General features: G+C 35.0%; 18 protein-coding genes. 13 read left to right on the forward strand and 5 right to left on the reverse strand.

All coding sequences use genetic code 11. The features are described from left to right. Positions 1-5: 5 nt before the first annotated feature. Positions 6-2,045, reverse strand: a complete 2,040-nt coding sequence (locus tag CHB72_RS22165; protein ID WP_089285058.1) for a methyl-accepting chemotaxis protein — start codon at positions 2,043-2,045, stop codon at positions 6-8. 978 nt (positions 2,046-3,023) lie between these two features. On the opposite strand from CHB72_RS22165, the gene CHB72_RS22170 reads away from it, so the two are divergent. The 10 genes from CHB72_RS22170 (at position 3,024) to CHB72_RS22215 (ending at position 13,287) form a co-directional block, all read left to right on the forward strand. Continuing rightward, on the forward strand, positions 3,024-4,685 hold the full coding sequence (locus CHB72_RS22170; protein WP_089285059.1) for a methyl-accepting chemotaxis protein: 1,662 nt from the start codon (positions 3,024-3,026) through the stop codon (positions 4,683-4,685). 569 nt (positions 4,686-5,254) lie between these two features. Further along, a complete protein-coding gene (locus tag CHB72_RS22175; protein ID WP_242975235.1) occupies positions 5,255-5,938 on the forward strand; it encodes an aspartate/glutamate racemase family protein in 684 nt (227 codons plus the stop codon). A 72-nt stretch (positions 5,939-6,010) separates the two neighbouring features. After that, positions 6,011-7,039: a DctP family TRAP transporter solute-binding subunit gene (locus tag CHB72_RS22180; protein WP_089285061.1), complete on the forward strand. Its 1,029-nt coding sequence runs from the start codon at positions 6,011-6,013 to the stop codon at positions 7,037-7,039. A gap of 67 nt (positions 7,040-7,106) precedes the next feature. Beyond that, the gene (locus CHB72_RS22185; RefSeq protein WP_207652628.1) at positions 7,107-7,592 is read left to right on the forward strand and encodes a TRAP transporter small permease; all 486 of its coding nucleotides are present in this window, start codon (positions 7,107-7,109) and stop codon (positions 7,590-7,592) included. After that, complete coding sequence (locus CHB72_RS22190; RefSeq protein WP_089285062.1) at positions 7,589-8,860, forward strand: TRAP transporter large permease; 1,272 nt, start codon at positions 7,589-7,591, stop codon at positions 8,858-8,860. Before CHB72_RS22185 ends, CHB72_RS22190 begins: the two co-directional genes overlap by 4 nt. A 105-nt stretch (positions 8,861-8,965) precedes the next feature. Then, positions 8,966-9,682 carry a FadR/GntR family transcriptional regulator gene (locus tag CHB72_RS22195; RefSeq protein ID WP_089285063.1) on the forward strand — a complete coding sequence of 239 codons (717 nt, stop codon included), beginning with the start codon at positions 8,966-8,968 and terminating at the stop codon, positions 9,680-9,682. A gap of 56 nt (positions 9,683-9,738) precedes the next feature. Then, on the forward strand, positions 9,739-10,092 hold the full coding sequence (locus tag CHB72_RS22200) for a cupin domain-containing protein (RefSeq protein WP_089285064.1): 354 nt from the start codon (positions 9,739-9,741) through the stop codon (positions 10,090-10,092). A gap of 103 nt (positions 10,093-10,195) precedes the next feature. Beyond that, positions 10,196-11,029, forward strand: coding sequence for a BKACE family enzyme (locus tag CHB72_RS22205; RefSeq protein WP_089285065.1), 834 nt, complete (start codon positions 10,196-10,198; stop codon positions 11,027-11,029). Next, positions 11,013-12,443: a four-carbon acid sugar kinase family protein gene (locus CHB72_RS22210; protein WP_330397109.1), complete on the forward strand. Its 1,431-nt coding sequence runs from the start codon at positions 11,013-11,015 to the stop codon at positions 12,441-12,443. Before CHB72_RS22205 ends, CHB72_RS22210 begins: the two co-directional genes overlap by 17 nt. Positions 12,444-12,456: 13 nt before the next feature. Next, a complete protein-coding gene (locus CHB72_RS22215) occupies positions 12,457-13,287 on the forward strand; it encodes a class II fructose-bisphosphate aldolase (RefSeq protein WP_089285066.1) in 831 nt (276 codons plus the stop codon). A gap of 393 nt (positions 13,288-13,680) precedes the next feature. Here the strand turns inward: CHB72_RS22215 and CHB72_RS22220 are convergent, their stop codons facing one another. Genes CHB72_RS22220 through CHB72_RS22235 form a run of 4 tightly spaced genes read right to left on the reverse strand, consistent with a single transcriptional unit; the run spans position 13,681 to position 16,708 of the window. After that, a complete protein-coding gene (locus tag CHB72_RS22220; RefSeq protein ID WP_089285067.1) occupies positions 13,681-14,436 on the reverse strand; it encodes an ABC transporter permease in 756 nt (251 codons plus the stop codon). Positions 14,437-14,440: 4 nt separating this feature from the next. After that, a complete protein-coding gene (locus tag CHB72_RS22225) occupies positions 14,441-15,382 on the reverse strand; it encodes an ABC transporter ATP-binding protein (protein WP_089285068.1) in 942 nt (313 codons plus the stop codon). A 1-nt stretch (position 15,383) separates the two neighbouring features. Beyond that, positions 15,384-15,842, reverse strand: coding sequence for a GyrI-like domain-containing protein (locus CHB72_RS22230; RefSeq protein WP_089285069.1), 459 nt, complete (start codon positions 15,840-15,842; stop codon positions 15,384-15,386). After that, positions 15,839-16,708, reverse strand: coding sequence for an AraC family transcriptional regulator (locus CHB72_RS22235; RefSeq protein ID WP_089285070.1), 870 nt, complete (start codon positions 16,706-16,708; stop codon positions 15,839-15,841). The genes CHB72_RS22230 and CHB72_RS22235 overlap by 4 nt, the downstream gene beginning before the upstream one ends. A gap of 272 nt (positions 16,709-16,980) precedes the next feature. Between CHB72_RS22235 and CHB72_RS22240 the strand changes: the two genes are divergently transcribed. From CHB72_RS22240 to CHB72_RS22250, 3 genes are all read left to right on the forward strand, one after another. Then, positions 16,981-19,002 (forward strand): transporter substrate-binding domain-containing protein, encoded by a 2,022-nt coding sequence (locus CHB72_RS22240; RefSeq protein ID WP_089285071.1) that lies wholly within the window; start codon positions 16,981-16,983, stop codon positions 19,000-19,002. A gap of 3 nt (positions 19,003-19,005) precedes the next feature. Continuing rightward, positions 19,006-20,361 (forward strand): sigma-54-dependent transcriptional regulator, encoded by a 1,356-nt coding sequence (locus CHB72_RS22245; RefSeq protein ID WP_089285072.1) that lies wholly within the window; start codon positions 19,006-19,008, stop codon positions 20,359-20,361. 375 nt (positions 20,362-20,736) lie between these two features. Next, complete coding sequence (locus CHB72_RS22250) at positions 20,737-21,672, forward strand: homocysteine S-methyltransferase family protein (protein ID WP_089285073.1); 936 nt, start codon at positions 20,737-20,739, stop codon at positions 21,670-21,672. The last annotated feature ends 540 nt before the right edge of the window (positions 21,673-22,212 follow it).

The raw sequence follows: 22,212 nt of genomic DNA on the forward strand, positions 1-22,212 counted from the left end.
AATTATTAATATCTAAACTTAGTAATGCTATTTTGCATTTCTTCTGCTAGCTTTGATAAAGCTTCACTAGCATTAGAGATTTCCTCCATTGAAGCAGTTTGTTCCTCTACTGAAGCTGAGGCTTCTTCAGTACCAGCAGCATTTTCTTCTGATATGCCTGATAGATTTTGAATAATATCTATAATTTCATTCTTTTTAGCTTCCATCCCTTTTCCTGATCGATTGATATCAGCTATTACTTGTTGCATCCTTTCTATGGCATCAGAAATCCCTTCAAATTTTGTATTGGTTGCTTCTACGCTTTCGGTCTGATATGTAACAATTTTACCTACCTCATTCATCGTATTGACAGCATCTCCTGTTTTGCTGGTTAATTCTTGAATTACAGTAGCGATTTCTTCAGTAAATCCGTTTGACTGCTCTGCTAGCTTTCTTATTTCATCAGCTACAACAGCAAAACCTCTCCCTGCTTCGCCTGCTCTAGCAGCTTCTATTGCAGCGTTTAGTGCTAATAAATTTGTTTGCTCTGAGATATTTCTAATCATTTGACTGGCACTTTCTATTTTTTCTGAACTTTCATTGATATTTATAATGATTTCATGTACTTCGTTTGCTGCTTTATTGCTTAGTTTGTTTTTCTCAACAAGATCCTTTAGTATCTGAAATCCTTCATCTTTCAATTTATTTACTTCGTCGGTAGAATTGTTTAGATTCTTAACATATTGCTGGTCTTTCTCTATCAATCCACCTAGCTCATTTATATGGGTTGCTCCCTTTTCTGTGTCCTTTGCCTGTTCGCTTGCTCCCTTAGCTATTTCTTCTATGGTTCTAGCTACTTCCTCAGCTGCAATAGCTGATTGTTGACTAATGGCAGTTAATTCTTCAGAGGAGGAAGCCACCTGATGAGAGGTATCGGATATGTTTTTTAACATTTCTTCTAAAGAAGTTTGCATATCCTGCAAAGCATTATTTATTTCTCCAAACTCATCCTTTTTATTCAAATCTTCTAAAGAAATTTTTCCTGTTAAATCTCCTGAGGCAATTAAATTCAATTGAGCCTTTGCTTTGTTTAGTGTCCTTACCACATAATTAGACAAATTGAACATGATTGTACCTAGTATAACAAAGAATAAGGCGCCAAAAGCGATAATCATCATAAGATTTCTATTCACGATAGAGTTTACTTTTTCCATTGAAAAACCCATAGATACAGCGCCAATTAGCTCTCCTTTAACAAAGGCAGGCATGATTACATCATACACAGAAATACCCTCTTCCTCATAATACCATTCCTGAGAATATGGGGTACCTTCCTCAACCACAGTTTTGCTCCCTATATCATCGAATACAATTCCTATTTCATCCTTGTTGTTATGGGCAATGGTCTTTAAGCTTTTATCCATAAAAAGAGCATAGACTATATCTTCATTCTCAGCTAAATCTTCAACAAACCTTTGAATACTGAATCTTTGGGACATATTTTCAACTGTATTAGCAAGGATGCCTACCTGTACAAAAGTGCCATCAGTATGTCTTATATACCCATATTTTAGAAAATTGTCTGACTCCGAATCCTTTCTAATATCTTCTATTAAGATATCTTTATTACCTAACATAAATTGTTCTACAGGGTGCCCTGCAGATGGTGTCCATCCTACATACTCTTCAATAGTTGAATAGAGAATTTCTCCTTGATTGTTATACCAATGTATTTCATCAACACCTAAGTCTACTGCTGTCTGTTTCAATACTTGATTGTTTACATTAGCTTGGTTTGTTATTATAGATCTTCCAGCGGCACTTATTTTGTCGCCTAGCATTTCATTAATTGTTTCTAATGAAATAGAAGCTAGCTCCATTTGCTTTGCGATCTGATCACCAAGCATAAATCCATCTTCTCTCATTTGATTATATAAGCTATTTTTCATAAAGTTTGACGAAATACTGCCTATTCCTGCAATAGCAATAAATACAAGTATTAACGGTAGGATGAGCAGCTTGAATTTAATAGATTTCTTTCTTTTTCCTAAATTTGATTTGTCCATGTTTTTTATTTTTCCTCCTATCTTAAAACCTTCTTTAGAACCAATAACAGAGTTACTTTTTTCAAGATCAAAAAAGATGTTATACCTACTCTTTTCAATAAAAACATTTACATAGTCATGTGTATATTATAATCTTGATTATATATTTGCAATATATTTATAATACTATATTTTTACATTAAATGCTATATTCTGGACAAAATGTAATTTGTTATAATACCACCTAAGCGTTAGATAGCCTAAAGGATTATACAAAACAAGGCTCAATTGTACTAAATATTCAAAGGGCTGTTAAGGTAATTATCGACATCGCAGCGCATTTGGCTTCTATAAAGAAACTAAGAATTTCGCAAATCAGTGGATTTATTTTTCTTGCTAGATTTTTTAAATTTAGCAGAAAATCTGCTTTAGTTTTGATCTCATTTATGACAATCTCCTGTTATTATTTGTGTGATTGTCTAAATGGTTAAGAGAGTTAAGAGATAGATAATTGTATAAATGCCTATGCAAAACATTGAAATTTGTAGAAAAATGTCGTATAATGTAAATAACTAATTAAATCCTTTACTGGGCAATATTAGTATTTATTTAAAAGAATGTCCCATGAGTTATATTCAGTAATTTCTAAGAGAGTTATTAAAAATCATAGAAGCAGTAGTCGAACTTAAGAGAAGAAATGAATGTCTAAGAAGAAAAATTAACAGAAAATTCGGACTGGAGCTTTGTTTCTTAAATATTTTTAATCGGCATGCTAATCCTAACAAAGATATTGATTAGATGTCTAGTATATCCCTCTTCATTAGACTATCCATGACTAAGCATATTAGCAGAAAAATAAGGGGAATTCTAGAAAATATAGTTAAAGCATTATATTTTAAAACAGTGTTTACAGCAATACATATGGAAGGGGGGGAAAGAAATGGGTTGTTAAGCATCAATTAAACCATTAGTATGTATTATTTAGAGGGGGGAGTATAAATGACTAAAAAGAGCTTTAAAGGGTTAACAGCTAAGTTGGCAGTTATAATCACCATAATACTCATTATATCCTTCACAGTGACTTCTTACATAGTTAGAGACACCATCAGGAACGAAGTATTGACACAATGGAAGGTCTATAATCTGAAGTTAATTAATGTATATGCACAGATGTTTGATGAAAATAATATACAAAGCTTCATTAACAAGATCGATAGTGAAAATAATTTAGCGTATGCGCTGTTTATTGATACTAATTTGACAGCTGTTGCTCATAGTGACCCAGATAGAATAGGTATTCAACTAGATGATGAGGGGAGTATTGCAGCAGCGCAAAATGGCATAGAATATGCAGATTTTTTCCACTATTCTGTCACGGATTCTCTTGTTTTAGATATATTAACTCCAATATATACAAACAACCAGCTAATAGGAGCCGTTAATATTGGCGTGGCTGTAGATGTTAATACTTTAAATAATATTTTAAAAAGCAGCCTAGTGAAAATACTCATTGTCTTTGCTTTAATGGGTACTATTTCTATATTTGCATTAATCGTTGCTACTAGATATTTACTAACAAAGCCTATTAATAATCTAGTCGATGTTATATTGAGATTGTCTAATTATGACCTCACATTTGACAAAAGTAGTGGTGCTATTCAATACATAAACAGAGACGATGAAATAGGAGTGATTACAAAAGCGTTGGTCGCAATGCAAAGAAACATGATATCATTAATAAAACATATTGCAGATACATCACAACAGGTAGCGGCTTCATCTGAGGAGCTAACTGCAATTAGTCTGGAGTCGTCAAGAGCCTCTGAAGAGGTTGCAAGAGCAATTGAAGAAATAGCTAAAGGGGCAACAGATCAAGCTAATGATACAGAACAAGGAGCAGAACATGTTATTAGACTAGGAGATATAATAGGTAAAGAGCAAAAGCTCATTAATGAATTAAATACTTCAGCCAATGATGTAGATAGATTAAAGGAGGAAGGTTTCCAAATACTAGAAGATCTCATTGAAAAAAATCATGTAAGTAATAGGGCTTCTAATGAAATCAGTAAAATTATTATTGAGACCAATGAAAGTGCTAGGGAAATATCAAATGCCAGTCAAATGATCAAAAGTATTGCAGAACAAACGAACTTATTAGCTTTAAATGCTGCCATAGAAGCCGCTAGAGCTGGTGAAGCAGGAAAAGGCTTTGCAGTAGTAGCTGAAGAAATAAGAAAACTGGCAGAACAATCAAATGGTTTTACGGGGGAAATAGAAAAAATTATTAACGAATTAACACAAAAAACAGGCTATGCTGTAAATACTATGGGCGAAATGGAAAAAATAGTAGCATCTCAAACGGAAAGTGTGGAAAATACAAATAGTAAGTTTAAGGGCATTTCTCAAGCAATAGAAAATATGAAGAGCATTTTAGCAGCCTTAAATGTATCAGGTCAAGAGATGGAGGAAAAAAAGGAAGAAATTATACGAATCATAGAAAATTTATCAGCTATATCTGAAGAAAATGCTGCTGGAACAGAAGAGGTTTCTGCATCTGTTGAAGAACAAGCTGCGTCCATGGTTGAGATTGCTAAGGCGTGTGAAGATTTAGCAAAGCTAGCTGAGGGTATGAGAGAAAATATAGAGAAGTTTCAGCATTAAGATTGAAGTACATGAATTGAAAGAAAACAACAGAATTAGTTTTAATTACTAAAATACAACAAAATTTTAGAATATATAAAAGTAGAGTTGCTAAAAGAGTTACCAGTAGCTTATAATAGCATGATAGGTTGGTATGATAACATTATACTGGAACAGGATTAAAAAGAGTAAAAAAACAAAAAAATTCAAAGAAAAAAGTGACTGGAAAGATATCTGCAACAGCCCTCGGAAAGCATAAACAGATAAACACTTTAACAGTCACTATGATATTACATTAGCACAAAAATCGTACAAAGTAAACTATGAAATGAATATTTTATAGAGTATATTAGCTACCCTAAAAGGCTGTCCTATTGAAGTATAATAAACTTTAATCATATTTTGAGGAAATTCACAGCATACTATATCAGTGAGAATAAAAAAAGACAAAATACACTATATTTTTTAAAAAAGTGTATGGACAAATAGAAATAATTTATATATAATATCCATAACACCATACATCCTACGTATAACGTAAGTGCATTAAATCAATTTATGCTCAAATATGTATGTAATTTGAAGGGGGAATGAAGAAAATGAAAGTAGGCTTAATCTATACAAGCACTACACCAGAACTTATAGAGCTTGTTGAAGAGGAAACAAGAAAAGTTTTGGGTAGCCAAGTGGAAATGGTTTCTTACCAAGATCCCAGCATTTTGGCAGAAGCAAGAGAGCGTGGGTATGTTACAAGTAAAGCAGCTGCAAGACTTATAGATATGTATATGGAAGCTGTTAATGCGGGAGTAGATGCAATAATCAATTTATGTTCTTCGGTTGGTGAGGTTGCAGATGCAGCACAGGATATTGCCAAATACATTGGCGTACCAATCGTACGTGTGGATGAGGAAATGTGCCGTGAAGCCGTAAGACAAGGGAAGAGAATTGCAGTAATGGCTACACTACCAACAACATTAGAACCTACTAAAAATACCATTAAACGTGTGGCTAGGGAAATGGGAAAGCAAGTTGAACTTGTTGATGCATTAATTGATGGAGCTTTTGGACTGAACCAAGATGAATTTACAGCTTGTATGCTTAATAAGGCAGCGAAGATTGAAAAGGAAGTAGATGTAATACTATTTGCACAGGGCTCTATGGCATATTGTGAAAACGTTATTTTCGAAGCTTATGGAAAACCTGTAGTATCTAGTCCGAGATTTGGTGCTGTTGCACTTAAGAATGCCTTAATTGCCAAAGGACTATTAAAGTAATATAGTGTACATAAGATTCGATCATAGAGATGAAATGAAAAATAATTTTGAAAATTTTAAGGGGGAAAAATAATGAGGAAGCATTATTTAAAGAAAATAGTGGTAGGTCTATTGACAATTGCAATGATGTTATCTTTAGTAGGGTGCGGTGGAAGTTCTGGTTCTGATGAGAAACCAATTACTATCAGAATGAGTCATACACAAGCACCAAATTCTGTAAGCGATTTATCTGCCAAGGAATTTGCTAGATTAGTTTCTGAAAAAAGTGAAGGAAAAATAAAGGTTGATGTTTACAGTAACTCAGGATTATCAGGCGGAGACTTAACAAAGGCAATTGAAATGGTACAGACAGGGGATATAGATATTCACTCAGCTGCTCCAGCAAACATTGCAAACTTTGATGCAAAGTTCTATGTATTTTGGTTGCCTTACTTATTTCCAACAATAGAGGATTTGGTAAATGCAACGAAAGATGAAGCGATAACCACAGAAGTAAATTCATGGCTTAGTGAGATGGATATGACGATGTTAGGATTAAATAATGCAGGTGCTCGTCAAATTACAAATAGTAAAAAAGAAATAAAATCTGTAGAAGATTTAAAGGGTATGAATATTCGTGTGCCTGGCGCAAACCTTTTCATTGACCTTTATAAAAATTATTTTGGCGCAAATCCAACAGCAATGGATTTCTCAGAAGTCTATACAGCGTTGCAACAAGGTATTATTGATGGTCAAGAAAACCCAATCAGTGTTTTTTCTTCTTCTAAATTAAATGAAGTTCAAAACTATGTAACACTTTGGGATGGTGTAAGAGATACGACAATCTGGGTTATGAACAACAAAAGATTAGAAGGATTTACTGCTGAAGAACAGGCTATTATTAAAGAATCAGCAGCAGAAGCTATGGAATGGGGTAATGCATATTTAGCTGAAAATGAAGAAAAGATCATTGAAGAATTAGAAGCAAGTGGTACAGTGTTTACTCGATTGACAGATACTGAGATACAAGAATTTAAGGATGCTTCAGCACCTATCTATGATCAATATGCTAGTCAAATAGGACAAGATGTAATTGATTTATTTAGGAATGTCTCTAAATAAATATATACTGTGATAATATAATAGGGAGTCGCAAGTTGGCTCCCGATTATTTTAAAGGGGTGACAAAATGGAAAAGGTACAAAGGAAATCAAGAGGCTTCTGGAGTAACTTTGAAGAGTATATGTGTGCAATAGCACTGGTAATAATGACTGTGGTTACTTTCATAAACGTTCTTTCTCGGAAAATACCAAGCTTGAATCTAGCCTTTACACAAGAAATTGTGACAACAATGTTTGTATGGGTTTGCTGTTTGGCAGCAGCCTCAGCATTTAAAACAGATTCGCATATGGGGTTTTCATACTTTACGGATAAATTAGAAGGCAAAGCAAAACTAATTCATAAGCTGGTTCGTATCACAATATGTTTCCTATGTTATGGCATATGGATCGTCTACGGTTCTAGAATGGTGATGGGCCAGTTTAGATCAAATTTAGTCACACCAGTTATGCAGATGCCTGGTTGGTTAATAGGTATAGCAGTTCCGGTTTCGGCAGTACTTTCAATAATCCGTATCTTTCAGCATGAATTTAAAAAGGGGGATGAATTAGCGTGATAGCAGCAGTACTATTTGTATCATTAGCAATACTAGTTTTTATTAATATACCTATATCAATATCCCTAGGATTATCAAGTGCAATAACATTGTTATATGCTGGATTCCCTCTCTCGTCTATTCCCTCAATACTTCAGGCAACTGTTCAGAAGTTCGCTCTGCTAACAATCCCATTATTTGTTTTAGCAGGTGTACTTATGGACAAGGGAGGAATTTCTAAAAGGCTTATTAAATTAGCTAATAGTATGATTGGCCCTATCCATGGAGGACTAGGCTATGTTGCTGTTATAGCTGCGATGTTTTTTGCTGCGATTTCAGGTTCTGGAACTGCAACTGTGGCAGCTATTGGTTCTATTCTAATTCCTGCGATGGTAAAACAAGGCTATGATGCTGGTTTCTCAAGTGCATTATCGGCAATATCTGGATCATTGGGTACAGTCATTCCGCCAAGTATTACTTTTATCATCTATGGTATGATTACAGGTGTATCTATAAGTAACTTATTTCTAGCAGGAATTATACCAGGGGTAGTGTTCGCAACAATTCTTTGTATTGCAGTATTTGTTAGCGCCAAGAAAAATGGCTGGAAAAGCGATGAAAACAAGTCAAGCTTTAAAGAAATAACTACTGCTTTTGGGGATGCTATTTGGGGCCTTTTAAGCCCTGTTATTGTTTTAGGAGGTATATACTCAGGTATATTTACTCCGACTGAAGCTGCTGCTGTTGCAGTTGTATATAGTTTCATTGTAAGTAAATTTATCTACAAAGAACTTACAAACGATAAGATTCTGGATACTTTATTTAGTACTGCTAAGACAACAGGTATTATATTGCTTATTATCATGAACGCAGGAGTATTCTCTTGGGTGCTTACGCAACAGGGCATAGCTGCACAGTTAACAGAATTAGCTTTAGGTTTAACTACCAATAAATATATCATGCTGATGGTCATTAATCTTATCTTCTTAGCGGCAGGATGTGTAATGGATAACACGAGTGCTATGTACATATTGGTACCAATTATTCTTCCTATTGCTCAAGCACTAGGTATAGATTTAACACATCTAGGAGTTGTTATCGTCCTAAATCTATCTATTGGCCAAGTTACGCCTCCCGTTGGACCTAATTTATATGTTGCTGCAGATATTGGAAAAGTTAAGTTTGAGGTCATATGTAGAAAAATAGTACCACTGTTAATCATGTCAGGAATTGCTTTATTGATCATCACCTATGTACCATGGTTTGCAACTGCGCTTCTACCTAAGTAGATAGAGATTAAGGCTTTCACAAAACCAGATTTGTTTTTATACATTGAAATCATATGTAGGATGTTGTATACTGAAAAAAATACAACTTTGAAAGGATATTAAGTTATGGCAGATAATAAAAGTTTACTTAATTCATCACTAGCAAATAAATCCGTGGTTGACCGAGTTGTGGAGCAAATTACTGGCGCCATTATTAATGGAGAATTAAAACCTGGAGATAAATTACCAACAGAGGTAGAACTTTGTGAATCATTTCAAATAGGAAGAAATTCTGTGCGAGAAGCAATCAAAGTGCTTGAATCTTTTGGAGTGGTTTATATTAAACGTTCAGAGGGCACTTATGTAAGCTCTAGCTTTAACCATCGTATGCTTGATCCTATGCTTTATGGACTGATTTTAGAAAAAGATTCAGCAGAATCTATTATTGAACTGAGAAAAGTCTTCGATACTGGGCTTATGTTTGTAGTTATAAAAAAAGCAAATGAAAAGGATATGCACTATCTTCATAAAGAATTAGAACAGTTGGAAATAGAAGTGATGTGTGAGAATGCATCAGCAAAGCGTGTATTAGATCAGGATATTCGTTTTCATACAGCAATCGTACTTTCTACTCATAACGAGCTAATTCAAAACATTGCAAAATATATAGATAGGTTAACCATACCCTCTCGTATACGGACAATGGAAAAAATATTGAAAAGCGATGAACGTATTCGTTTTATAGAGTTGCATAGGCAAATAGTAGATATGATCGAAAGAAAAGACATTTCTGCTATAAATGAAACTGTAGAAAGCCACTATATGTTCTGGAAACAAAATTAAGACTAATTTAGTTAAATGAAATAACAAAATAATAAACCGAGGGGGGATGATTCCTCATGTTATACAAAAGAGGTAAAGAGATAGAAGTGATGCCACTAGAAAATGTCATGGGTGGGAAAGGAATAGTCATGATGCAAAGGCTACTAGATGCCCCCAAAGAGATGTTAGGCAAAGGTAGGGCATATGTAAAACATACCCTTAATCCAGGGGTTTCCATTGGAATACATAAACATGAAAAGGAAATGGAATCTATGTTCATTGTTTCTGGAAAAGCAATTCACAGGATTAATGGGGAAACACAAAGTTTAGAAGCTGGTGATATGATTGCAGCAATGCCAGGAGATACCCATGGCATTGCATGTGAAGGTAATGAACCTTTAGTAATCATTGCACAAGTCCTATATGAATAAAATCTGTTATCATAATATGAAAACATTTTTTTGAGGTTCATACGTAGGATGTATTATGTATAATGAATAAAACCGACGGTAATTTGAAGGTGGAGGAGAGAAAATGAGAAAAGTATTAATTTCTGTAGCACCTGTTTCTGCATTAGATAAGGCGATAAATCCTAAAAAAATAGCAGAAGATGTAATTGAATGTGAAAAAGCTGGAGCTGGCATGGTTCATCTTCATGTTCGTGATGCTCAAGGGAATCTTACGCCAGATTTAACCATATTTAAGGAAACAGTAGAACGAATAAGAGAAAAATCCAATATTATCATACAGGCATCAACTGGAGGCATTTCAAAACTTACAATACAAGAAAGGTGCGCACCTTTATACTATGATAAAGTTGAAGCTACTTCCTTAAATGTAGGCTCCTGCAATCTTGGCAATGCTGTATATTGTAATCCAATAGATGAAGTAGAATATTGTGTTTCAGAGATAATAAAAATGAATAAGATTCCAGAGATAGAAGTTTTTGAGTTAGGTATGATTCATACGGTTACGGAACTGAGGAAGGAATTTATGTTTAAAGATCCTATATTATTTAGTATCGTTCTAGGACATATAGGTGCAGCACCAGCTACAATCGAAGCCCTTACAGCCATACGAAGCTTCATTCCGCAAGATGCATTATGGGGTATTACTCATGCCCATAGAAAGAACTATGAAGTATTTTCAGCGGCATTAGGCATGGGCGCTTCGACAGTAAGAGTAGGTTTTGAAGACAGCAATTATTTAGATGAAAATACGCAAGTAGATAAAAATGTATTCTTGGTCGAGAGGGTTGCTGAGTTAATTGATGTTATGGGTTTTGCGCCAGCTACACATGATGAGGCACGTAAAATGCTAAGTATTAAAAATAGTATTGGAGGCAAAAACTGTGTATATTGTGAATGAATTAGATGATAAGGTATTATCTTCCTTCAAAAGGGTTGATGAAGTTGAAGTTACAAAAAAGTTGGATGAGACATTAAGGAAATTTAACGGGAAAATTGTGGTGCTGGATGACGATCCAACTGGAGTGCAAACAGTACATGATGTTTCTGTATATACTGATTGGAGTAAAGAGAGTATAGCAGAGGGTTTCGCCGAAAATAACAGTATGTTTTTTCTATTAACAAATTCTAGAGGACTTACCAGTGAAGAATCTGAAGAACAACATATAGAAATTGCCGAAAATATTGAGAGGGTTGCAAAGGAAATGGGCAAGGATTATATTCTTATTAGCCGCAGTGACTCTATACTAAGAGGACATTACCCACTAGAAACAGCTACTCTGAAGGAAGTAATTGAAAGTAGATCAGATAAAAGGTTTGATGGAGAAATCATCTATCCATTTTTAAAAGAAGGTGGGAGGTTTACGATTGAGAATGTCCATTATGTACATTATGATCAACGACTGGTTCCTGCAGGAGAAACGGAATTTGCTAAAGATAAGACCTTCGGCTATAAATCCTCTCATTTAGGGGAGTGGGTGGAAGAAAAAACAAAGGGAGAATTTAGAAAAGAAAAAATAACCTATATTTCCTTGGAGGATTTAAGAAACTTAAAGATTGATAAAATACAAGAAGACTTAATGAAGGTTGAAGGTTTCAACAAGGTGGTTGTAAATGCTATTGATTATGTAGATGTTAAAATCTTTTCCCTGATACTAATGAATGCTATCTTAGCAGGAAAAAGATTCATGATAAGAAGTGCTGCTGCCTTAACAAAAGTTTTAGGGAATGTATCCGATAGAGAATTACTGACAAAAAATGAGCTTACAAAGGACAACAAGAATGGTGGTATGGTTGTTATTGGCTCTTATACTCAAAAAACAACAGAGCAATTCAAAGAACTCAGTAAGCTACAAAATATAGCATTCATCGAATTTAATTCTGATCTGGTTATGGATGATGTTGCGCTTCATAAGGAAATAGAAAGAGTTATTGAAGCCTGCGAAGAAAAAATCAAACATGGAATCACTGTAGCGGTATATACAAAAAGAAAGCCTTTAGAATTGAAAACCAATGACAAGGTAGAAGCACTAAAAGCATCCATTAAAATATCCGATGCCGTAACCGCTATTGTAACGGGAATAACAACAACACCTGCCTTTATTCTAGCAAAAGGCGGGATAACCTCTAGTGAAATAGGAACAAAAGCGCTTAAGGTAAAAAAGGCAAAAGTAATGGGACAGATTAAACCAGGAATACCTGTATGGCAAACCGATGAAGAAAGTAAGTTTTCTACAATGCCCTACATAATCTTTCCTGGGAATGTAGGTACCAACACAACATTAAGAGAAATTGTAGCCTTATTAATGGACTAAGAGGAGGAAGAAAATGCTAGTTAATCTTAAAGAAATATTAGAAGAGGCGAGACTAAAAAAATATGCAGTGGGTGCTTTTAGCTGTTATAATTATGAAACCATTAAGGGAGTAATGGAAGCCGCAGAGGAGCTTGGAAGACCGACTATTATTGCATTTGGTGAAAATTATTTTTCAAATATGGATTTAGAAGAAGTTGTTGCTCTTGTCACCCAAATGAATAAAAAAAGTAGTATAAAGGCAGCACTTCATTTAGATCATTGTAAGTCTATTCATCATATTCAAAAAGCCATTAAGGCGGGCTTTACCTCCGTTATGTACGATGGATCGGATCTTAGTTTTGAGGAAAATATTAATAATACAAAACAAATAGTAAAAGAAGCTCATGCCATGAATGTGTCGGTTGAGGCTGAGTTAGGAAGTCTTGCTCTTGGAGAGCATTCCAATGAAGAAGGAGCAAAGGAGATGTATACTAACCCAAAAGAAGCTAAGAAATTTGTGGAAGAAACTGGAGTGGATGCTTTGGCTGTTTCAATTGGAACGGTTCACGGTATGTATAAGGGTGAGGCTAATATAGATATAGATGTGCTTGAAAAAATAAATACACTGGTAAATATTCCATTGGTCCTCCACGGAGGATCTGGAACACCAGAAGAAATTATAAAAAAGTGCATCAACAGAGGGATATCCAAAATTAATGTGAACACAGAAATTTCTGTCCATGTAATGGAGAAAATAAAGTATGATTTAGCAAAAGAAAAGAACTTCCATTATTCCATATTGGCAATCCAAAATAAGAATGCTGTTAAAGAAGTCGTGAAAAAATATGTTCAGATATTTTCATAGAAGGAATAGGAAGATAAACCATTATCAGCTTGTTGAAAAACCATCCAATTTAATAAGATGGTTTCTATTTTGGTGTTAACGGGGCTATTGACACTTAAACCCCACTTTCCTTTTTAAAACTATAAATAACCAACTACAGAACTTAAGCAGATGACTGAAATCTATGATTTCATGTCAGTCGCTTATACAAGGTGAAATTTTGATATACTAAGGGCTACATTTGCAGCCCATGGTTTTGGGCGAAACCGTAGAACGTGTATATCAAAAGTAGATGACCCAAATCTTTGATTTGCTGTCAGTCACTTTCACAGAGTGCAATTAAAGTTTTAAATTGGTTATCTATAGTAAAACTTAAAACTAAGGATGGTTCTTAAATTAAACTGCTTTCAGCAATCAGTGGACTGCCTCCCTTTTAAGTCTCCAAAGTGCCAATGAAAAACTGCCACAACAAAGACATATAAATACGCCTGCCATAAGCAATAAATTTTGCCAATCAATAGAAGTTTCTAAAATCAAACTCCGCAGGCAGTTTATAACATGAGCGAAAGGGTTTATCATTACTGCAATTTTCAAGCCGCCCGATATACTGTCCATCGGAAATAAAGCTGTGCTGGTAAAGAAGATGGAAAGTACAATCAGATTCATGATGGTTTCATAAATCACTTCATTGGGCAGATACAGGCTGATAGCATAGGATAGTCCCGACATGAAAAATGCTGTAAGGAAAATAAGAGGCAACATTAGAAGCAATCCGGTAAATCCCGATGCAATGCGTACTGACAAAAATATGGACAATACAAACAGGATGACTATCTCAATGAATGATAGCAAAACCGCTTCTAGCATTTGCCCTAGAACAATGGAGCTTCGTTTTACAGGTGCTATTAATATCCTGTAGAAACTGCCTTTGGATTTCATAATGAAATTGAGATAACCGCCACTGCTACAACAGGAAAGTGTAACGAGCACCATGATGCCGGGAAGAATAAAAGCGGTATAGTTGCCACCAGACATATCCCGCATGGACTGACCTGCGATTGCGCTATACAAAACCAGCCAAATGAGGGGTTGTATAATGGTAAGCAAGATTGAAACAGGGTTTTGAAAGCGCCACTTCATATTGCGCCATAAAATATTCATTGTATCCATTTGGTTATCTCCTTTCCGTTCCGGTTACCTTCAAAAACACATCTTCAAGACTAGGTTGCACGATTTCGATAGCCTCAAAAGGAACATTCTTTTCCAGAAGCCACTTGTTAACATCTTCAAAAGTCTTTCTACCGTCCACAGCATCGGCGAAAATTGAATTTTCGCGGATGCTCATGGATGGAAGCATGTGTATTTTAGCAAGTGCCTCCGCACAATCTTTGGCCTTTTCTGTATCAGAAAAACCAATATGGAGTATGTTTTGTCGAGTATATTGTCGCAAGCTTCCTGGCATTCCCTGTGCTAATTCGTGACCTTCTTTCATAATACAAATGGTATCGCTAAGTTGGTCAGCTTCCTCAAGATAATGGGTGGTCAGAAAAATCGTTGTTTTAAAATCATCCCGAACTTTCCGCATGATTTCCCACATGGCCTTTCGGGAACTAATATCCATGCCAACCGTTGGTTCGTCTAAAAATAATATTTGAGGATAAGAAACCATATTCATTGCGATATCCAATCGGCGTTTTATACCACCAGAATAGGAGGCAACTGGGTGCCTCAAATACTGTGATAGCTCAAAACTGTCAATCAAGGTGTTAATCCTCTTTTTTGCCGTAGTGTTGTCCACCTTGTAGAGCCTGCTTTGGAATATCATATTTTCCATAAGTGACAGGTGTTCATCAATAGAAACACGCTGCGCAACACAAGCGATCTGTGTGCGAATCCATTCAGGATTTTTACATAAATCTTTACCCAGCATGGTTATATTCCCGGATGTAGGATTGTAAAATGTTGTAAGAATGTTGATAAGAGAAGATTTACCCGCACCATTCGGACCGAGCAGAGAGAATATCTCGCCGCAGCTTACTTTCAAACTTAACTCGTCCAAGGCTCTGACGCCATTCTTGTACTGTTTAACCAATTTATCAATTTCAATTGCCAGCATTCTATTCCCCCTCTTTCACCGGGAACAGGATTTCTGTAATGTACTTATCGGGATTGCCTTTCAGAAACATTCCCGGTCCTTTGATATAGACTTCCCGAAACGGAGGTTGTAAGGTCAGGTTATTTTCTCGTGCGTAGCGGTCAATTGCTTCATATGCGTACTGCATAGTTTCATAAGAACCGACATGAGTAACGCAGACAGCCTTTATTCGTGGCATGTCTTTTACTGTAACACCATTTCTGTTTGGCATTTCGGCGGTAGGAACACATAACTCCATTTCACCTATTTTAGTTTCCTGGTCCATAACATAATAACAGAAAAAAGGTGCACCGTTTGCTTTGCCTTGAATGGACTTAAACACATTGGGAAATACTTTATTTGCTTCGGTGGCAACACCTTTGTATCGCATAAATGCCACCCTGATAGGCTCAATATCTCTAATTTCAATTTGATGATTCACTTGCCTTTCACCTCTTTCTTAATTGCAATCCAAACTTCTGCATGACCGCCTTTTGATTTCTGGCCGCTGACAGGATAAATCTCTATATCTGGTAGTTCAGCATATTCATAGCCTGAAAAAGGAAGCCATTCTGTAAGAAACCGCTTGAATATGGTTTGAACGGACTCCTGAAAGTGTCCGTTACATTCAAAGATTACCCATGTTGCAGCAGGGATCTCAAACTCAACCATGCCATTAGGCACGGGATTATCCGTTGCAACAGCAACATAGTAATAAATGTCCTGCGGATTTGTATAGGCGGTGACACCCAAAATGCCGAATGAAGCTTGGTTTGCCAGTTTGCAAATTTCAGAAAATGACGTACTTTCCAAGATATTATCCCAAAACACGGGAACAATTTTCTGGTTTTGTTCCATATCTTCTTGTAATGCAGTCCTAACCCCAACAATTCTTATTGCTTTTTTTGTTTCAATTCTATACTTCATATTTTCGCCTCCTGTAACTACAATTGAAAAACTGATGGGTGGATAAGCGTTCAATAAGGTTCCCTGTGCGCGTGCGACAGTTGGAGAGACACCATGAACACTTTGAAATGCCCGGTTAAATGATGTAGGCGAAACATAACCGTACTTCATACCAATATCCATAACCTTTGCTTCACTTGACTGTAACTCAAATGCCGCCTGTGTCATCTTCCTGCGACGGATATAATCAGACAGCGGAATGCCTGCTACATACGAAAACATCCGCTGGAAATAATAGGTCGAGCAGCAAGCAATTTTAGCAGCTTCATCGTAGGAAATATCACCTGTCAAATTACTTTCTATATAGTCAATAGCATTGCTTAGTTGCTTCAACCACTCCATATTTATCACCTCCTGATTAAAGGTTATCACATTAAAAATTTTATGTCTTCTCTTTTGGTGTCCAGTTTTGTAAAGAAGGTTACAGCCCACAATTTAGCCATACTAAGTGTCTATTAAACTAGGACAAGTCCAAATTTTTGTTTTTTTATCTGCCTACTTGACAGGGGGCAGTATAGTTTTTTAATTATTTACCTTATTAATAAAGAAGGTAAATGTACACCTAAAGTTGTATATATATACATGATTATTTTTCAGGAAGGGGAGAACAGAGAATGACTTTAAAAAAGATATGTTTAACTATTATGATGATAGGCTCCCTGATATATTCAATTGGCTTTACTATGGTCTACGGAGATGATGATACCATACCACTGAACAATATTCCTAAAATGATTAAGGTTGCTGTGGACATGAATATGCCGCCTTTACAGTATAAGGAATATAATCAATATAAGGGGTTCAACATTGACATCTTAGAAGGTATTGCAGAATTTCAAGGTTTTGATATTAAGTATGTGCCTATGACCTTGGAAAAAAGCATAGTAGCTTTAGAAAAAGGAGAAGTAGATGCTATTTTAGGAGTAAGTTACTTAGCAAATCTATCAGAAAGTTTGATATTTACAGAGAATATTCTAACCTCCTCTGTAGGACTAATCACCAATAATGAGGAAATGTTAGAAAGGGAAGACTCATTAGAATTGACGGATAGACTTATTGCTTTAAAAAGAAAAACAGTAGAGTATCAGTACCTACAAAATGTAAGGAGGGTACAATACAATACCACTAGTAATCAAGAGGATGCCTTTTATCTAATGCTAGAAGGAAGAGCAGATTCCTTGATGGGAGATAAAGTTATTACTCAACATCTATTGGAAAAGCATGGGCTAGAGGAGGAATATCAATTTATTAGTAGTTACATTATTCCCATTGAATATTCGATCGCAGTATATAAGGAGAATTATAATTTATTATATGAGTTAAACTATGGTATCCGACAGTTAAAGGAACGGGGGATTTATGGAGAAATTTATGATGTTTGGTTTGCGAATGAAGAACTGGAGGCACAAAAGAGGTTAGAACAATTAATAAGGATATTTATTTTTTTTGCATTAGCCTCTAGTGTGATTTTTATCCTAAGTATGCGATGGAATAAACAGCTTAAAAGAGAAGTAGATAAGAAAACTGGCGAATTGCAAAAAATTAATGTAGAGCTTGAATATCAAATTACAGAGACGAAAAATAAAAACGAATTAATTAATCAAATTTTGCAAAGTAGTCCAAGGGGAATGGTGAGTGTTAATAAAGAGGGGACAATCGACTCTTGCAATCCTAGGGCTATTGAAATAATAGGCCTAAATAAAAATCCTATCGGATACCATTATTGGGAGGTACCTATATTTAAAAAATTATTATGGGATAAAATACAGGATGTAACCGAAAAGGGGCTGCAGTTTTTAAGTGAAGAAATGGAATGGAAAGAAAAAGAAAGAAATAGCTATAGTATTCGCTATATGGTCTATCCTTTGCGTAATTATGAGCAGAGTATAACCGGGATTATGATTTCCTTTGAAGACAATACAGCTGAGAAGAAAATAAGAGCGGAGTTATTTGCTAGAGAGAAAAATAAGGCGCTTAATGAAATTGTTGCAGGCATTGCTCATGAGATAAGAAATCCTTTAACTTCTATTAAGACTTTTGTGGAATTAATTCCTGAAAAGCTCAGTAACCCAAATTTCCAAAGAGATATCACAGGTTATGTACCAAAGGAAGTAGATAGAGTAAATCAGTTGATTGAAAACCTTATTGACTATGCAAAGCCTAGGAATCCTAATAAGGAAGTGATTGATGTCAATCAGCTAATCCAAGCCTGCTCTGGACTCTACAAGCCTACTGTTGAAAAAAAGGGTTTTGGCTTGGCATTAAAGGTGGAACAGAATTTAAAAATCGAAGCTGATAAAAGTCAAATGAAACAGGTAATCATCAACTTTATTATGAATGGCATTGAAGCAATGGAGGAAAAAAGTAGTCAAACAAATAACTTTTTGACACTCTCCATACTAGGATGGAAGGATAAAAAAAACGTATATATTGAAATTGTTGATGAAGGAATTGGGATGGAACAAGAGGAAATAAATAGTGCATTAAATCCCTTTTACACAACAAAAATTAAAGGTACTGGATTAGGTCTTACACTATCCAAGCAATCTATTGAAGAAAATGGTGGACAGCTCATGATAGAAAGTAAAAAAAATCAAGGAACAAGAATAACGATAATATTTGAAGGGAGGGAGTAAATAATGGAAAAAATCCTAATTATCGATGATGAAGCTGCCATATGCTCATCTTTAACCTTTGCCCTGGAAGACAAGTATATAGTAAAAAGCACTACAGATCCTTTACAGGGGGTGATGTGGGCAAAGGAAGAAAAGTTTCATCTTTGTCTTTTGGATTTAAAAATAGGAAATATTAGTGGAATAGAAATTTTAATGGAGTTAAAAAACATACAAAAAGACCTGTTAGTTATTATTATGACAGCCTATGGTACAATTTCCTCCTCTGTTGAGGCCATTAAAAAGGGAGCTTATACCTATTTAACCAAACCTTTAAACAAGGAAGGAATATATTCTATTATAGAGCAGGCTTTAAAATACCAAAAACTCAATCGACAAGTTGAATATTTAAGTCAAGAATTAGAAAGAAAATATACCTATAAAGGAATGGTTGGGAAAAGCCCATTAATGAAAAATGTCTTTAACCTAATAGAGAAGGTGAAAGATGTAGATACGAATGTTGTAATTACAGGGGAAAGTGGTGCTGGAAAAGAATTGGTGGCAAGAGCTATCCATTTTTCTGGTAAACGAAAAATGGAACCCTTCGTTGCAGTGAATTGTGCTGCTATCCCAGAAAACCTTTTGGAAAGTGAATTGTTTGGCTATAAAAAAGGAGCCTTTACAGGAGCCACTGCAGATCAGATCGGTAAGTTTGAATATGGGAATAATGGTACAATATTTTTAGATGAAGTGGCAGATATGCCATTGCCGCTACAGGCAAAGCTTTTGAGAGTATTACAATTGAAACAGGTTACCCCTTTAGGCTCTAACCTTCCTGTTGAGTTAAATATTCGTGTTATTGCTGCTACTAATAAAGATTTGAAAAAGTTGGTGGATGGAGGAAGCTTCCGACAGGATCTCTATTTTAGGTTGAATGTAGTAGAAATCTATACACCACCCTTAAGGGAAAGACCACAGGATTTACCTTTATTATTCCAATACTTCATTCAAAATTATAGCCAAGAGCTTAATAAAGATATTAAAGGTCTTTCGGAAGAGGCACAAAATAGTCTTTTACAGTACCATTATCCTGGTAATGTAAGAGAACTGGCAAATATTATAGAATATGCTATGTTGATGACAGAAGGACCCTGTATTCAATTAGAAAATTTACCATTGGAGCTTCAAAAAAAATCTAAGACGGTCTTTACTTATCATCAAAATCCTATTGATTCCCTAGTGGGATTAACTATAGAAGAGGTAGAAAAATTACTGATAGAAGCTACTTTAAAGAAGAATGAAGGACAAAGAAAAAAGACAGCCCAAATTCTAGGGGTTAGTGAAAGAGGATTAAGAAATAAAATTGCAAAGCATAAGCTATAGATATGTGCTCATATGCGTAAAGCTAATGAAAATTTTTCTAGGTATTAATTACACAAAAAAAGAGAGACTCAGAGAAGACTCAATATATGAAGTGACAAAAAGTAGTAAGACATAATAATTATTATCCTGTTAGATATAATTATAAAGTTGAGACAGATTCTTTATCTAATGCCTTGTACAGTTGGAATAGCAAGCAAAATGACAATGAATATATGCGCTATATTTGTGAAGATTATAATGTAATAATGTAATATAAACTAATTGTTAGACAGACTCATGCTAAGACCGCGGCGTCCTGCTGTGGATTGTGTAAGAAGACATTAAGAGCTTTATTAATTCACATTTGTTTAATATTATGCATTAAAGGAGGTAAAGATGGATTTTCAAAGTTGCTACAATAATTATTCTTTTATTTTGATGGAAGGTGCTTTGGGTGAGCGTTTAAAAAGAGAATATGACATTCCTTTTGACGAAATTATTGCTCTTGCTGGGCATATATACAATGAAAAATCTAAGCAAGCACTTAAAGAATTATTTCAACAATATATAAATATATCTCAGCATTACCATTTGCCCATTATGCTAACAACACCAACTCGCAGAGCAAATAAAGAACGTGTTGCACAATCTCAATATAATGAGAGTATTATTTATGATAATGTTTCATTTTTACGTGAAATAAAACAGGACGTTCCTTCCGATGTGTATATTGGTGGACTTATGGGGTACAAAGGTGATGCTTATAAAGCAACTGATGTTTTGTCTGAAGAAGAAGCATTTGAATTTCATTCCTGGCAAGCTTCATTGTTTGCGAAAGCTAAAGCTGATTTTTTATATGCAGGTATTATGCCAGCTTTGTCGGAATCTATAGGTATGGCAAGTGCGATGGAAAGCACAGGTCTACCATATATTATTAGCTTTATGATAAAAAATGATGGTAAATTAATAGATGGTACAACAATTCATGAAGCTATAAGCGTAATTGATAATGCGACAAACCGCAAACCTCTTTGCTATATGACAAATTGTGTTCATCCAAATGTAGTTGCTAAAGCATTATCTCGAATTTATAATCAAACATCTATAGTACAGAAACGGTTTAAGGGGATACAAGCGAATACTTCTCTTCTATCACCAGAAGAACTTGACAACTGTTATGATTTAAAAACTTCAGATGCTGATAAGTTGGCAAATGATATGTTAAAACTATATAAAGACTTTAACTTTAAAATTTTTGGTGGTTGCTGTGGTACAGATGATACACACATGAATGAAATTGCCAAAAATTTAAGTCGGATAATTTCATATTAAACTTCCTATTATGAATATAATCTTCATTTTAAGTAATGTATATTCTTTATATAATGTGCTGTGCAGTTCAAATGATAAGTTTAAGGGTGTGACGTCCTATCACCCTCTGAGTCACGGGGCAGGGAACTTCATATAACATATAGCGGTGTATCAGAAGTTGAGCATAAAAAAATTCTCGCTTAAACGAGAATTTAGTGCTCAATTTCTGATACACCTTGTTGAACGACAGCCGCAGAGTACATACAAGCCTATGGAGATCCAATTGATTTTTTCATTTAAAATGAAAGCAAGAATTAAATTTAGCTGCAACTCATATGGATACAACTAGAAAATATTCAAGATATAACCAATAGAAAGTCATAATGCCCCCTCCCCATAGGAGAACTTTTAAAAAATATGAAGTTGCTAGAAGGCTAAGAAGAATCAACCACGGCTAAAGCCAGATCATGCTGTGACAGCATATAACCCTTTTTACAATGAGGACATATTTAAACCTGAGAAATCGAGAGGTAATAACAGTAGAAGATGAGGAGTACTATA

The organism is Anaerovirgula multivorans (assembly GCF_900188145.1).
GTDB classification, from domain to species: domain Bacteria; phylum Bacillota; class Clostridia; order Peptostreptococcales; family Natronincolaceae; genus Anaerovirgula; species Anaerovirgula multivorans.

Excerpts from the sequence above, each read along its gene's own strand:
- CHB72_RS22165 (WP_089285058.1), bottom strand. The coding sequence starts at position 2,045 with ATGGACAAATCAAATTTAGGAAAAAGAAAGAAATCTATTAAATTCAAG.
- CHB72_RS22170 (WP_089285059.1), top strand. The coding sequence starts at position 3,024 with ATGACTAAAAAGAGCTTTAAAGGGTTAACAGCTAAGTTGGCAGTTATA.
- CHB72_RS22175 (WP_242975235.1), top strand. The coding sequence starts at position 5,255 with ATGAAGAAAATGAAAGTAGGCTTAATCTATACAAGCACTACACCAGAA.
- CHB72_RS22180 (WP_089285061.1), top strand. The coding sequence starts at position 6,011 with ATGAGGAAGCATTATTTAAAGAAAATAGTGGTAGGTCTATTGACAATT.
- CHB72_RS22185 (WP_207652628.1), top strand. The coding sequence starts at position 7,107 with ATGGAAAAGGTACAAAGGAAATCAAGAGGCTTCTGGAGTAACTTTGAA.
- CHB72_RS22195 (WP_089285063.1), top strand. The coding sequence starts at position 8,966 with ATGGCAGATAATAAAAGTTTACTTAATTCATCACTAGCAAATAAATCC.
- CHB72_RS22200 (WP_089285064.1), top strand. The coding sequence starts at position 9,739 with ATGTTATACAAAAGAGGTAAAGAGATAGAAGTGATGCCACTAGAAAAT.
- CHB72_RS22205 (WP_089285065.1), top strand. The coding sequence starts at position 10,196 with ATGAGAAAAGTATTAATTTCTGTAGCACCTGTTTCTGCATTAGATAAG.
- CHB72_RS22215 (WP_089285066.1), top strand. The coding sequence starts at position 12,457 with ATGCTAGTTAATCTTAAAGAAATATTAGAAGAGGCGAGACTAAAAAAA.
- CHB72_RS22220 (WP_089285067.1), bottom strand. The coding sequence starts at position 14,436 with ATGGATACAATGAATATTTTATGGCGCAATATGAAGTGGCGCTTTCAA.
- CHB72_RS22225 (WP_089285068.1), bottom strand. The coding sequence starts at position 15,382 with ATGCTGGCAATTGAAATTGATAAATTGGTTAAACAGTACAAGAATGGC.
- CHB72_RS22235 (WP_089285070.1), bottom strand. The coding sequence starts at position 16,708 with ATGGAGTGGTTGAAGCAACTAAGCAATGCTATTGACTATATAGAAAGT.
- CHB72_RS22240 (WP_089285071.1), top strand. The coding sequence starts at position 16,981 with ATGACTTTAAAAAAGATATGTTTAACTATTATGATGATAGGCTCCCTG.
- CHB72_RS22245 (WP_089285072.1), top strand. The coding sequence starts at position 19,006 with ATGGAAAAAATCCTAATTATCGATGATGAAGCTGCCATATGCTCATCT.
- CHB72_RS22250 (WP_089285073.1), top strand. The coding sequence starts at position 20,737 with ATGGATTTTCAAAGTTGCTACAATAATTATTCTTTTATTTTGATGGAA.